Here is a 15,357-nt window from a genome sequence, read left to right on the forward strand (position 1 = left end):
AAGATGTGTGGGTCATGCATTACAAGGCTGTCAATACTGTCAAAAACCATATCATTGGCACCACCATAAATTGCCGTAGCTGTTACAGCTACCATGGGGAATTTTAGATTGTGGTATTTTCTGATTTTACGGATATGGTTTCCCAGGAACCAATAATCAACGCGGAAATCTCTTCCCCAGGTTGTTATGAGATGGGCTTCATCAATTACTAATAATCCAATTTTCCTGGAACCAATGAAATGAGTAATATCATAAGAAAGAAACAATTCAGGTGACATATAAAGAATATCTAAATCGCCGTTTTTGCAACTTTCAATGATACGATCCCTGTCAATAAGACTTAATTCACTATTTATGTATGCAACTTTATCATAGTGTCTTTCTTTTATAACGGAACTTCCTATCTTAAAGAAAATAAATATCCCTTAAACCCCTTTTCTGTCAAGGGATGCGCCATATTATCAGGCTGATTCCTTCTTAGCTACATTTAGTTTTATATCCAGTGCATCCAATATTTCTTTTTGATGATTCGATAAGTTATGTGGGCGTACTTTTATTTTGGTTCCTTTAAAATCATATTCTATATATTGTATTTTATCAAGGCTTTCAATAGCAAATTTTCGGGTATAGTTTAAACTGGCTATTTTATCTGAAATATATTTGGTTATCATATACGCCAGCATCACAACAAATACGTGGCCCTTTGTCCTATCCTCTTTTCTTACAAATATTGGTCTAAGCTCTTCAATTGTGGTCTTCATGGTCCTAAATGCAAATTCAACCAATCCTAAATCTTTGTATCTATCATGGGCCTCTTTTGTGTTTAGTTCTTCTTTTGGGACTCCCGTTTTAACCACATAACAGCCATCTAACTCCCCTTGTTTTTCTTTTGCTTCCTCATCTATAGATATAGAGAACCCTCTTTCGTTCACATCTACCGTGACGATGTTTTTTAGTTTTAATTTTACCAGCTCATTGTTTATATCTCTTTGCGCAACATTAATTTGTGCTTTTGGATGTTCTTTTAAGTATTTGTTTTTATTAGTCACAAAATCCATCAACCTTTTAATTCGGTCTTCTCTATTTCGTTTTAATTCTATTGCCCTATACTTGTTTTTCCGCAATATGTACCTCACATTATTTTCGCCAGCTACTTCTACCAATTCGTCTTCAAATAAAGATAGCTGCAATACCCCTTTATTTATTAATGATTTAATCTGCTCTTTGGTAATTGTTGTGAGATAATCCCATTTATACTGGTTTGATATGATTTCATCAATCTGGCTTGATTTTATCATTCCTTTATCCCCAACAAAAATAACTCGCTCTACACCAAATACTTCTTTGAGTTTTTTAAGTTGTGACGAAACTGTTTTTGTGTCACCGGTATTCCCTTTGAATACCTCTATGGTAATTGGGTATCCATAGCTGTCGAGCATCAGCCCTACAACTATTTGCATCTTGCCTTTTTTCTTGTCCCTATTATATCCGTATGTGGCCAGTTCGTTTTTTGTCCCCTCCAAATAGGATGAAGTTACATCGTATAAAAATATATTCTTTATTTTTTCTGTTTGATAACGGTGTCTGAAAATTTTCTTTTCTATTTTTTCCTGATTAGCGCTTAACCAATCCAGGTTATCGTATAAGCTATCTTCATTGAAACTGGACACATTGTAAACATTCTCAATATCCTGATTAATCACCCATTCGTTGGCAATGTAATTCCTTGACTGTTGCGTAATTATACGCCCTGCAATTTGCACCATTGCCAGTTTTGCTTGTTTAGAACTGCCTAAGGCCTGATATATTCCCAGTCGGTTGGCCACTTGTTTGATTACTTCAATTGCACCGAATGATTTGCCATTAGAAAGATTCAAGTCCTCTATTGCCGTAATAGCTTTACCTTTAATTAATTTTTCCAAATCATTTACAAGATGTTCTGGCCATTTTGTTAAAGAGGTAATGCTTCTATGTTTAACTTTTTCACCCTCCCTATAATTTTCCATCAGAACAACTGATTGGTAAACCTTATTTTTTGTCTTACGGTATGTTCTTTGAATAAACATATAGCTAAATTTATATCTTAGCCACAAATATAATAATTTAAAAGATTATATGCAAATGTTTTATAGAATTTTTGTATTAATTCTTTCTTAGCCACACATATTTGAGCAAAAAAAACTCTTAAACTTAGCCTGGCAGTGGGAGTGCTGTGATTTGCCGATAAAATTAGACAGGAAGTTCCGTTATAATTGCGTTAACCTGATCTTTCATTAATGCGATTAAGGGCGAAATAACTATTGTGACATCTCCTTTTGTTGAAATGTAAAAAGCTGGAAGTTGGAAAAGTAAAGATTTTCCGGCACCTGTCGGGGCTGTTAAAAATAAATCTCTACAAGGTTTGCCTTGTAATGAATTTTTATACTCTTTGATAATTGTGTCAACAATTAATCCTTGCGAAATTTTCGATATCTCATTTCCGGTGTCAGGATTTTTGTAAACAGAAATATCTCTGAAGTTTGAAGTCTTTCCCCAAAATTGATGTAAAAGATCTACTGTGGTTTCACTTATCTTGTATTCCTGAGTAATTGATGTTTCATCTAGGAAAAGAAGTTCGCCATCAAAATGACTTAGAAAATGGTTTAATTCTTTTAAAATAATTGTTATTGCGGGGTTTAAAGGTTGCTTTTTGTGTAGTTTGACAAGAACCCGATTGACCGGGGTTTTCTGCTCCAAGCATTCATTAAAAAAAATATCAATAGAATATGGATCAGAAGTAATATCTATGCATTTTATGTCTGAATCAGATGATTTCTTGAGTTCTTTTTTTTCTTCAAAAACATCAATGGAAATGAATGATTTTATCGGGGTTTTAACTGAGTAGTAATATTTCCCATTTATAGCAACTTGTTCTGCTTGATATATTGGTAGTTTTTCTGGTCGTATCTCAATGTTTTCTTCTTCACCTTTTTCGAGGTATTCGTCTTTTGTTATTGGGAATAGTTGTCTGAGGTTATCTTTAAGGATTATGACTCTATCAATAAAGAAAGATGGATCAATATAATGGATGAGATAACTAAATTGGATATAAGATAGAATATGTAAATCCTTTGATAAATTTAGAATGGTAAAAACTTTGGTAAACCAGTCTTTATTGAATATTGTTTCATTACCATTAATTTTAAATGTATCCAGGTCAGCAAAATATTCTTCTTTGTTATCGGTCGTTATAAGCTCAGCTTGTCCAAGGATTATGAAAATTCTGTTTGAGTTTTTTTTACTCAATGTATTTATTTTATCTATAAATTTTTTTGAATATAGGTCTTTGGGTGTCATAACTTATTTGCTTTGAAGTTGAAATAGAAGTATAATATGTGGTATTTTAGCTGTTAAGCAATTTTTAATTGATAGAAATTATTTTTCCTGTTTTTTTGAAATTGATGTGATTAGCGGGTTGAATCTGCACCCTTAAGTTTTTCCATTTTAATGTAAAATTAAAATTTGTGTTCAGTTTTTTGGCATTTTTTTGATATTATTTCTTATTCAGTCTTCCTAAAATCTTTTTCAACGCATTCAAATTACTCTGAATATTTCTGTCATTTTGATTGAATCCCAAAATCGTTGAGGTTTGGTAATCTTTTACAATTAAGGACGACATGGAGTTGCGGTATACTGATGCCAGGTGATGGACAGCAATGGGAATTGCATGGAATTTGGGATTTACGACTATATTTCCGGCTGAATGAAGACTGTTGTGCACTGAAACTGCCGAAACATTATGGATTTTAATGTATTTGTTGCCGCTTGAATCTTCGCTTTGAACAGAAATTAAGTCCTGCCGGTGTGCAGTATACATATTGATAATCCGGCTGTCGGTGTTCCACCCGTTTTGATAGCGTTTTCCTTTGGTTTTATATTTTCTTTTGCCATTGGTCCTTGTTGGATTGATTATGTCGTATGGACAAACCATATTAATACACCCATTGGCATAAACCATTAGTAAACGCTCTTTTTTCAGGGACTTCATGATCGGAATTTCGAAAATAACCTCTTCGGAGTTAACTGCTTTGGTCTGGTACGACCAGTCTCCGCTCTTATAGAAAGTCATAAAAAACCAAATACTGTCTTTAGGTTGCGTGGCTGCCGGTTCAGGATGAACTGTCGGTTTTGTAACAGATGGTCGTGATGTAGTGGCCGGCGCTTCTTCCTGCTCATTGATTTGTTGTGCATTTTCCTGTTTTGCCAGGTTTAGGTGCTGATTTTGCAGATTGTTACGCTGGATCATCCGGTCTTCAATAAACCAGGTGATTTCGTCGCCGGTAAGTATTTGGGTCATATTGCCTGCCCGTTGAAATAACTTCGTTTCATTCAGGAAAACAGGCCTTAGCACCTTGTTTATAGTGATACAGCAATAATCTAAGCCTTCTTCCGAATTAAATTCAAAAGAGATTTTGCTGTTGCTTAATTGGCCCAGGGAATGATGCACTGCTGTACGTATTTTGTTTTCAAATCCGTCTGTATTGGGCTGATAATTGTTATACGGGTCTTTTTGACTGGTATTCAAATATGGATAATCCTGATTAATGCCACAAACATTTCCCGAATCGTTGATTCCTATTAGTAGTTTACCACCTTCTTTGTTTTGGAAACCGGCAATGATTTTAAGAATTTGTTGCATCTGTCTGTCAATATCCGGTTCTGTTCCACCTGCCGGGAATACGATGGTGCTTTTAAATTCTGTAAAGTTATCCTCTCTACCGAATTTACTTTCTTCTTCTTTTTCTGTGGTATGAGGTAGGGCCTGCCTGGTTATCGGTTTTTCTTCCTTATCCGGAATGTAATTCAATTTAAGGAAAGCATTGTTACCTTCCTTTACATCAATACCATTTACCTGAAGCGAAAAAATATCACTAACTTCCCGTTTAGGTTCATCAGGCTGTGGGTAATAACGGTGTCGGATGCCGAAATCATCTTTTAAATCATAATAGATTGCTCCGGTATTTTTATCTGTTTCAATAGCCATTATTTTAAACGGATACTCTTCGCCCCATTCAGTATAGCAATGTTCCAGCACTTCTTTACGTGCCTGTATCAAATAGGGTAACCCGTTCATCAAGTTCACATCGCAGACAAAAACTTTCATCTTATCGGGTAAGAGATCAGCTTCCCATTCAAGCTGAAAATCGTAGGGCTTTACCCTGTAGGTCTCCCTTATTCCATCCGAAAGATAGATGTATTTGTTTTCGTTTTCTTCGCGGATTTCCACAACCACTAATTCATAAAAACTGCCAGGTATAAATTCCATGATATCGTTGTTGTTTGTTAAAATAATTTATTCTTGTCCACATTGATTGTGAGTGAATGTTGTCCTATATCAATTTCATGTTTATGGGTTAGCAAAACCCGGTTTTGAACCTTCTGGTTATCAATAAATGTTCCTGTACTGTCCAGGTCGTAGAGCCAGGTTTCCTTTTTTAGAGGAATAATGGCACAGTGTTTTCTGCTGACGCTAAGTCCTGAAAGTTCAATTGTGTTGTTGAAATCTTTTCTACCAATTGTGATTATCGAATTTGGAGGAAGATTAATGACTTTACCACCCTGGGATATTTCCAATGTGTCGTTGTACTTAGGATTTTTTGTTAAATCATAATGGCAGAAGATCAATTTTTTCAGCAGATTATCTTTTTTATTTGGATTGATGATTGAATGGCTTTGGCGAAAAATATCCCGGTTGAAAAGGATGAGTTTATTGGTAGTGTATTGATACTTTTGATCAGTTTCGTGGGGTGCATGACTTTTGAGTCGGTCAAACAGGTAAACGTTGGTTTTAAAACAAGACTCTTTTGGGAAGGTTTTTATTAGTTGATGGCATAGTTTAGAGCCGGTATTGTATCTTTTTAAGTAAAAGTAACACTCAAGCAGTAAGTTATATCCTTCCGGATCATCAGGTTTAGTAAGCAGATGTTCTTTCAGGAAATTTATTGCGCGGGAATAATAGCCCAATTCAATATTTATGATGGCCAGTTCCTTACTTGTTTTTAGTATTCCGTGATCGGAACGAAGTTCCTCAAAAGTATTTTTTGCCTTTGGTATCTGGTTTGTTTTTAAATAGTACAAACCTACCTGGTGTTTCAGAATCGGGTATTTCAATAAAGATTTATCGTAAAATGGGAGTTCACGTGAAGCTGTATAATATTTTTTTTGGCTTAGGAGCCATTTTAATCTTTTGCTAAGTTTGGCAGCTTCAATGAGTTTTTCGTCGATTTCATAAGAGATATTGTTATTTTCAATGGCTTCGATGAAATCGTCAATAGTTTGAAAACGTGCATTTTCATTAATGTGTGTAGCAGTAAAAATTATTTCCTGCAGCCAATCCGGGAAATGAGAAATGCCTATATCGCCGGTCTTTAATTTTTTTATTATTTGTTCGTTGGAAAGACCTGTGAATGGATGTTGTCTGTTGAGGAGTTCGATGGTTGTAATGCCTAATGAATAAATATCGTGCCGTTTGTCGGAAACAAAAGCTGTAAAATCGGATATTATCGGTGGCAGGTATAATTTTGTGAAGCCTAAAGTATTGGCGACCCCAAAATCAGCAAGTTTCACTGTGCCTTCTTTGTCAAACAGGATATTAGCCGGTTTTATATCGTGGTGAATGATGTTTTGATCGTGTACAAATTTCAGGGCTTTGGCAATGGTAAGGATTATTTTTATTACTTCGGATTGGGAAAGATTTTGTTCTTTCATTCGTTGTTGCAAGCTTCCACCTTCGCAATATTCCATAACAAAGTGCAGACCATCTGGTGTTTCAATGGTGTTGTGATAGATTACAATATGGGGGTGATAAAAACGACTAAGAATTTGTATTTCGTGTTTAATATTGTCAATTGCTAAGTTCTTTTTATCATTTAAAGATTTTATGGCCACCAAACGTCCGGAAATCTCTTCCCTGGCCAGAATAACTTTGCCAAAGCCGCCGAACCCCAGACTTTTTATGTACTTATAACCGTTGAGCATTATTTTGTGAGGTTATGTGTTTTCAACTCTCCATAATTACCTTCAAAACATCCGGACTCTTCTCTTTAAACATCCCCATACGTTTTACCACTTCGTTTTCGGGATTGCTCCATGTTTACGTATGTTTGTGAAATGAACCGGTGTTTTATATGTGATGCAATTGCTTCCTTTTCTGCTATGAGAGACAGATTTCAAAATTGCTTCCATTAATTCGGTTTATTTTTAGCTAAATCCACAATACAGGTGTATTCTTCTTTCTTCAGGCGCATTACGGCCAATCGGGGTTGTTTGATCAATCCTGTATTTTCTAATCCGCTATCATTCTTTATTTGACTTAATGAAACCGGGTTTTGGAAACTTTCGACGGGTTCAAAAGTTACTGAAACCCACCTTGGATCGGCGGTGGTTTTGTCCTGGTGGGCTTCTTCTTTTACTTTCATGATTCCTTTTACTTCATTGCCTTGCTGGCTGTGATAAAACAGTACATAGTCGTTTATTTTCATAGCCTTCAGGTTGTTTCGGGCCTGATGATTGCGAACAGAATAAATCTCGAACTTTCCGTTGCGCAATACGTCCTGCCAACTATAACGGAACGGTGCAAATTTTACAAGCCAGTAATTCATGTGTTCTGTTTTAATCCATACAATTCCAGGTAATTGTCACTTTTGCCCAGTTTTCGAAGGTTGGCTTTTTGGGCTTCGCTGAGACGCGGGTAGCGGCGGGCATACCAGTTTTCCACTTCCTGAACATCTTCCGCGTTCAAACCGTACGCTTCGTAAACCAGTTTGTCTATTTCTATTTGCTCGTGGCTGGCATAGTCGTAGCGGGGGTTAGATTTTTGTTTTTTGATAATAGTGTCTATGCTATTAGAAATTCCATTTTTTGTATTAAAAGCAATAACTAATTCTTTAATATCATCTACCTGAGAATCTACGGAATGCCCTAGGAATGCCTTGAAACAAAATTTAGAAAGTTTTGAAGATAAAATTGCTAGTATTTTTTTATACTCATTGCTACTGGTGAATATTCCACAACTTTTGTTATCATAGGGAGTGGGTGATCCAATTCTAAAAGTTGGTGCATATATTCCCGTTCTAGAATAGCTTATGTAATATTTAAAGTAGCTGTCAGCGTTTTGAAATCGAGAGCATAATTTGTTATTACCACCATTCTTGCCTTCAAGTTTATTTTTTTCATAAGTTGTCAATGATTTCATTCTATTGACAGCATAATCACTCCAATCAATATAATACTCAGTTCTAACTAGATAATTAGGCATCCAACCTCCTTCTGCATCGCTTTCACCTCCTTTGTCATAAGGAACTATATATCTACCATTAAAATACCGGTTACTTTCTGGATTATCTGTGCTAATTCCTTTATCAATCACTTCAAATCTTAGTTCTTCATTATTGCGAATTTTTTCCAAATCTGTTTCCGTTAAAAGGAAATCCTTGTATTCTTCAATATTGCGGTAGGAACCTCTTGCTTCCGGTTTTTGAAACAGGTAGGCGTTGTTGTCCCCTGTTTGTAAACCGACCTTTACATCAGCAATATCGCCCAGTTTTACCACTTCAATTTCTTTCCCGTTTAATGGAATTTGACGGACCGCCACTTTCTTGCCTTCTATTTCTTTAAGTTCTTGTTTGAGGTCGCTGCCACTGTCATTCATCAAAGCAAAAAGTTTAGGGCTGGCTACGAAAAAGGGCAGGTTGCTATTGTTTTTAATCAGTGCCTGCGGATAATAATAGATGGCGTATTCTTCATTTGAGATGTTTTCCCCGGGTGTTTCAAAATTTGTCCCCTTGGTTTGGTTAAGAACTTCAATAAAATGTTCGTATTGTTCGTGTATGCTGATGTTGGTCAGGTCGGCCATCATACAAATATGGTTTTCGTCAATTTCCGTATTTGTATTTCGTTCAGCTATCATGATGACGGTATTGACTGTTGCCTTAAAAGTGTCCGGGTGCATACGCAGCATTTTATGCACATAGTTTTGCATGATGTGGCTGCGCAATTTAAGATGGGTTTTAATGGTCATAAAAGTATCGCTCACGATAAAGGCCAGAACACCACCATGTTTCAACGGGGTGGGGTGATTGTGAGCATTGAGGAAACGGGCGACGAAAGCTGCATACGGATCTTTGCTGCCAATATTGAGTTCCTTGCGAATCTGGTCGCTAATTTTTTCCCCACCGTAAGGCGGATTGCCAATGACACAATCGAAACCACCGGAGTGCTGCAATTCAGGGAAAAAGAAATTCATATTGAAAAAGGGGGCAGCCAGATTGCCGTGCGTAAACCATTGTCTGATGAGTTCTTTGTTTTGGCCGGGTATTTGTTTTCCGGTAACCTGAACGGAGAAAGTCGGAAAAGCTGCATCCAGAATATGAATAATTTCATCAGCAATCTTATCTCTTTCCTCCTGGGAAATATCGGGTTGATAATACCTGTTGCGTGCAGCAATGAGCTTGTCGATGGCATCATTGCTGAATAAATCGGCCTGGATATTGTGCAGGCTGTTGGCACAAATTATTTTGGTTTCAATATTGGGCATGGGGGTGATGCCCTTATAAGTTTTTTGATCGATAAGCAGTGAGATGAAAAATCGCAATTTTGTGATTTGCACGGCCAATGGTTGTATGTCAATGCCATAAATGCTGTCTCGGATAATTCCTAATTTCCTGCTGTAATCATCCAGATGAGTTGTGAGTACTTTTTTGAAATCACTTCTTTGAGCAGGGTCAACATTTTTAAGCTTGAGTTCTATCCATTTTTCGTTGTTTGGATCAACGAGATTCAAAATTTCTACAATACGACGCAGCATACCCATTGGGAAGGCTCCTGACCCACAAGCCGGGTCAAGTATTTTGAAACGGTCAATGGCATCCACTACGGCGTGTTCAAATTTGGCATCATGTTTAGGGGGAATATTGTAATAAACCAGTTCGTTAACTTTGTCTGTTGTATCTCCCAGGAAAGAATAGTTAGAATTAAGGAATTTTGACAGATATAGGTTTAAGCTGTCATTCACCATTTCGTAGATTACTTTACGCGGTGTGTAGTAACTTCCGGTTTGTCGCCGAATGCTTTTTTTGGTGTTTTCTTCTAATTTAGGGTCCAATTCTGCCAGGAGGTTTTCAAATACCAGTCCCAGCATTTCCGGGTCCAGGGCAATATCTTCCTCAAAAGGGGTATTTTCATCAAGCGTGAATTTGTAGGATTTTAAAATTTCGTTGAGTCCTTTGTGTTCAACCTTTTCAATGGATTTTGTTGCTTTTTTGCCTTTGCCTTTTTCAACCTCTTCTTCGGTTTCAATTCCGTAGAAAAGAAAGTTGGGCACTTTTATGACAGCATCTTCAATGCTTTCTTTGGCATTGTCTTCTTCCAGCTTGTCGAATATGCCACCATTTAAATATGGGATTTCTGTAAACCATTCGGTTGATAATTCCGGGTTCCAATATTTTGTCCACCCAAAATCGTTTTTGCCTTTCTTCTCTTTTTTATTGAGGGCATTAAAAAAGATGTTCTGGAGTATACCTCTGTAGTAAGAATTGTTGTTCAAGAAATTTTCATCTTCAAGGTCGTTTGTTAATCTGTATTTGTTTTCACGCCAATCAGTCAGCTCAAGTAATTCTTTTCGGATTAATCCTTTTTCCTTTACAAACCAACAAAACATTGTGCGGGCAAGAAGTCTTACCAAAAAGTTTTTGATGTTTTCTTTTTCATCCAGATAATCGGGTTTATAAGGAAGTTTAATGTTTTTCGATGCATAATAAAACCATTGCTGTAAATCGCTATAGAACTGATCATTTAAGGCTTGAATAGAAAATTTAGATTGCCAGTATTTATAGAGTAATTCAAAGGAATTGGTTTTTTTCTTATCAATGGAAAGGTCACTTAAAATTTTAAGGTGAGCTGTATGGGGGTTTGCAATGTTAATGTCTTTGAGCATTATTACCTTTCCCACCTTTTCCCCTTCGCGCCACCCCTGTTTGTATTTGAGCCTTTCACTGTTGGACAGGGCCAGGTGCTCACCATATTTAAAGACGATGGTAACAGGTGTGTAATTGTATTCACGGTTAAATAAACGCGTAATTTCAGAAAGTTGTGTACGTGAGGGTAGGAGGCCGTTGTCCCTTTCTTTAAGTTCAATGCCAAAAATGAGCAGGCCGTCGTAATCGTTGTCCCGGTTTCTTATGGATTCGGGGCTTTCCGGGTTTTCAGTGCCCGCAAATGCATGTTCATCGACCATTCCCAGGAAATAAACATCGTCGATGAGGGCATGAGCCGGGTTATTTTCATTGTAATGCTTTGGGGCCATGTCGCGGGGGGTGGCCGGGTGTTCCGTGTACTCAGAAATGGGAATGTTGAGATCCGCGAAGAAGCTTTTCATGGCATGAAACAGGGTATTGTCTTTAAAAACGTGCAGGTTCATCTATTTTAGTTTTTTAAGGTTCGAATTGTTGACAAGGGAAGTCATTTGGGTGATGGCAATTTGGTTAAGTTGCTCCAGGCGTTGCGGAGTTGAAAAGATTTTGCCTGATCAGGACGGCGTTGATACTTTCGAGGTTAGAAAGGACAACCAGTTGTTCCAGTGTAGCAAAATCACCAAACCCATCGAATTCGAGGGGTTTAAAATCTGGATTGTACATTTGTTCGCAAAAACCAAGTAATTCGATGGTATTTCTGTTTCTAAGCCAGTTTTGAATAATAGAATCTGTATTGGCAGCATTCTTGTGCCTGGCAATATCTGTCAGAGAAATGTAATCATCAGTTTCTCCTTTAAAAATCTTGATTTCGGTTCCCTTAACGTTTAATATTTTATTCTTTGCCATCTTAAATGAGTTAAAGGGTTATCAAAAACCAAGTAATTAAATCAAAGTTATCGGTTTTATACTTTTCCTCTGTGGTTAGGTTTTCTTTAACACGCTCTATGGCTTTTTTGTCTCCTGTCCGTAATTTGGAGAGTAGGTCCTTTGCTTCAGCCCCCATTCTTTTTTTGGTGGTTCCGTCTTCCTGTTGTACTTCTTCAATGGCCTGGTCTTTCAGCCACGATTTTAGAGCCGCCACCAGTTTTTGAATGGCAGTTTCTTCCCCCCGGTCAATCTCGTCCGGGACAAAACGTGGGTGGTCTTTGTGATGGGTCAGGGCGTCGAGCACCTCTTTTTGATTCATCAACACGGGTTTTCCCTTTTCGTTGATGTATATGAGATCAAATGACTTGTATTGGTGATTGATTGTTTTTGGGGGGTTGGCCGGATAGCCCAACAGTGCGACAAGTCCGTTATCGGCGCAAACATCAGCATCGGCTTTGAAACCGGTATAAACCCCTTTGGGCATTTTCAGATATTTATCTTTATCTTTTTTGAATTCTTCCAGCAAGTCCTGACGAAATTTTTCTAATGACAGATCATCAAAACCGAAAGTTTCTTCAGTTTCCAGGTCGTCAAGGGTTGTTTCCATTTGTTGCATCATGCGGTTTCGCATTCTTTGATCCAGCGACTCGTCCTGAATCATTTCATTGAAAGAGTCAGAAAACCTTTCATCAACTTCTGCACCTGCCAGTTTCATAGCAGCCATTCGTTGTTCTATTCTTCCCTGAAGATTAAGATAGGTATTGATGTTATTGGATGGCCAGAAATTAATGCCAAATATTTTCCGGTTGGGACTTCCCAGGCGATCTATACGTCCCATTCTTTGAACGATGCGTACAGGATTCCAGTGTACATCATAATTGATGACCATATCTGCATCTTGCAGGTTTTGTCCCTCACTTAAGGTATCGGTGGCAATAAGAATGTCTATTGGATTCCGGATTTTTTCAAAAGTTCTGGGATGTTCCGGTCTGACCCATTCAATCCACTCATTGTAGGCATCTGCCCCCTTTCTTTGTGAATGAAAATCCCACTCTTTTTCCATAAACAGTTTTGTGTAGGGTGCAAAGCGTTCCAGGATGGGTTCAAAATTTTTGGTTTCTTCGTCCGAATCGGCCGTTCGCGATCCGCTTCCCGATACCATGGCTAACTTATCAAAACCACGTCTCTTCAATTGATCAAATAAATAAAAAGCTGTATCATGGTATACCGTAAAAACGATGACTTTGGGGTTGCCATTGTTTTCGCCGGATGATTTTTTCTTTTGAATTTGCGTTATCAGGGTTTCTAATTTGTCGTCTGACGATTTCAGATTCCGGGGCTGTTTGGTCTCCTGTTCAATTTTGTAGCTGAATTTCTGTAAGTTGAAAAAAATATTGTCCAAAGCTTCCAGGTCTTTTTTCAGGTCTGTTTTGAAATTGTCCAGGTTTCCTGCTTTATCAATTTCAGAAAGTTTTATAATGCGTTTTTTCCCCAGAGTCAATTCTTCAAATTCATCTTCAAATTCATCTTCCAGTTCATCATCGGCGAAGAGTGTATTGTTTTCATAGTCAATTTCATCATTGGTTTTATTATTCTGGTAGCTTTTGATTTTATCCAAAGCATTTTGATGGTGGTTTTTAATTTTTTCAACGGTGGAATAAAACGAATACCATGAGGATTCCAGTCTTTTCACCATCAGGATGTACATCATTTTCACCAAAAACCTGTCCCTTTGTCGCTCATCGTGGAGGATGTCCTTATCAGTTTCCTCTAAATAAAAGGCGGGTTGATATCCAGAAAGCATTGGGGGAAAATGGTCGAATAACTCTTCGAAAGATTCAAAGTTACCCAATTGCCTGGGGGTGACGAAAAGGTTGATAGGTTTTGTCTTTTGTGGGAATGTCAATTCTGCGTTTTGCTCTTCTATCATCTTCCTGGTACGTGCTACAATTAACGAATCGGTCAGGGTAAAAAAGTTAGGTGGCAATTTTTTTATGAAATTGCTGATATTTGGATGAATTTCCTGCCGCCAGTCATTAAAAACCATTTGGGCCGTTCTGAATGAATAGTCGAGGTTTCTGATGCCCAGGGATTTTTCAAATCCGTGTGAATTGTCTTTTGTTATCAGTTTGAACTGGTTTCGGATGTCGATCAATGAATTATTGATGGGCGTAGCAGAGATCATAAGGATTTTAATGTCCTGATTTGCTTTAATGATTTTATTTAATAAAAATTTGTAGCGGTTCGATTTGTCGTTGCGTAGGTTGTGACTTTCATCGATGACAATAAGTCGGGGTTTATCGTTGGTAAAATATTTATCGGCCCTGTCTGTATATTTTTCAAGCCGGTTTTCATTCATGTCGGTGTGAAACCGGATAAAATACTCCAACTGGTCTTTTTCAAATTTCGAGTCCTGGTTTTTGAGGTATCTTCTCCAGTTGTGCTCCAGCTTTTTGGGACAAAGCAAAAGAACTTCCCTGCCTTGAAGCTGGAAGAACTTCATGACGGCCAATGCGCTCCATGTTTTCCCAAGACCAACAGCGTCGGCCAGAATTGCCCCGTTATATTTTTGCAGCATGCGTATTAAGCTGAGGACGCCCTTTTTCTGAAAGTCGTAAAGGGTGTTGTAGATTACCGAATTTTCCAATCGGCCAATCTGGCGGTTAAATTCGGGGTCGTTTTCTTTATCGAGAATTTGGTTTCCAAAAAGTTCGAACAGTACCTTGAAATATAGTTCACGGGGGGTATATTCAACAAAAATACGCTCAATTTCCCGGATTAGGTATTGTTTAAAATCCATTTTGGAGGTTTTCCCGTCAGGTAATAGCAGTGTTTTTTGTTTATGTGCATGAGGACTTTTCCACAACTTATCGAACCAGCTTACAAGTTCCTTGTATTGATGGTTATTGCCTGTTTCTGCAATATTTAGTTCTACATTGTTTGTCTTCTTTAATCCTAACCCTGCTTCTGTCAGGTTTGAGCTGCCTGTTATGAAAAATTTATCTCTGTCATCATCCTTTTCAGGACTGAACAAATAGTTTTTGGCATGGCAAAAATTTGGTTCCAGAGTCTGCGCAGTAACTTTATCCTGTTTAAGAAACTTTACGGCTTCTTTGGCCACATGGTTAAGTTTTAGAGCCGCTTCAATGGTAATATTTTCATTCAACAGGTCTAATGGTCTGTTTTCTTCTTTGTCTAAGTTGACAATGTCGCCAAGTACAAGATTAAATTTATTGATTTTATTATTTACCTCATGGGAAAGCCATGCCACAGCACCTATGGTATAATAACCGGTTACAATATCCAGTTTTCCTTTTTCAGTATATTTGCTAATCCATTCGTGTACTTTGAGATTTTTATTTTCGTTATCAAGTATCATATCCGGTATTTTTCAGAGGTACAGATTTCTAATTTTTATGCAATTAGCGCTTAAAATATCCAAAAAATAGATGAAATCGTTAAAATACTAAATGTTTTATGT

At 37.4% G+C, this 15,357-nt stretch carries 8 protein-coding genes and 1 pseudogene; all 9 read right to left on the bottom strand.

Annotated elements, in window-relative coordinates:
* A pseudogene (locus OQ5_RS20625) lies at nt 1-278 on the bottom strand (hypothetical protein); the annotation flags it as partial.
* A gap of 183 nt (nt 279-461) precedes the next feature.
* Nucleotides 462-2,066 carry an IS1634 family transposase gene (locus OQ5_RS0108620; RefSeq protein WP_010416888.1) on the bottom strand — a complete coding sequence of 535 codons (1,605 nt, stop codon included), beginning with the start codon at nt 2,064-2,066 and terminating at the stop codon, nt 462-464.
* 163 nt (nt 2,067-2,229) lie between these two features.
* Entirely contained in the window at nt 2,230-3,336 is a 1,107-nt protein-coding gene (locus OQ5_RS0108625) for a DEAD/DEAH box helicase (RefSeq protein ID WP_016777102.1), read from the bottom strand.
* 196 nt (nt 3,337-3,532) lie between these two features.
* Nucleotides 3,533-5,305, bottom strand: a complete 1,773-nt coding sequence (locus OQ5_RS0108630) for an AlbA family DNA-binding domain-containing protein (RefSeq protein ID WP_016777103.1) — start codon at nt 5,303-5,305, stop codon at nt 3,533-3,535.
* 17 nt (nt 5,306-5,322) lie between these two features.
* Nucleotides 5,323-7,017, bottom strand: coding sequence for an FHA domain-containing serine/threonine-protein kinase (locus tag OQ5_RS0108635; RefSeq protein ID WP_016777104.1), 1,695 nt, complete (start codon nt 7,015-7,017; stop codon nt 5,323-5,325).
* A 206-nt stretch (nt 7,018-7,223) separates the two neighbouring features.
* Nucleotides 7,224-7,640, bottom strand: a complete 417-nt coding sequence (locus tag OQ5_RS0108640; RefSeq protein WP_016777105.1) for an EVE domain-containing protein — start codon at nt 7,638-7,640, stop codon at nt 7,224-7,226.
* On the bottom strand, nt 7,637-11,455 hold the full coding sequence (locus OQ5_RS0108645; protein ID WP_016777106.1) for an Eco57I restriction-modification methylase domain-containing protein: 3,819 nt from the start codon (nt 11,453-11,455) through the stop codon (nt 7,637-7,639). The genes OQ5_RS0108640 and OQ5_RS0108645 overlap by 4 nt, the downstream gene beginning before the upstream one ends.
* Before the next feature lie 64 nt (nt 11,456-11,519).
* Complete coding sequence (locus OQ5_RS22440) at nt 11,520-11,855, bottom strand: KilA-N domain-containing protein (protein WP_016777107.1); 336 nt, start codon at nt 11,853-11,855, stop codon at nt 11,520-11,522.
* A gap of 10 nt (nt 11,856-11,865) precedes the next feature.
* Complete coding sequence (locus tag OQ5_RS0108655; RefSeq protein WP_016777108.1) at nt 11,866-15,255, bottom strand: helicase-related protein; 3,390 nt, start codon at nt 15,253-15,255, stop codon at nt 11,866-11,868.
* Nucleotides 15,256-15,357 lie beyond the last annotated feature (102 nt).

It is taken from the genome of Anaerophaga thermohalophila str. Valhall, assembly GCF_000250735.1.
In the GTDB taxonomy this organism is placed as follows: Bacteria; Bacteroidota; Bacteroidia; order Bacteroidales; family Marinilabiliaceae; genus Anaerophaga; species Anaerophaga thermohalophila_A.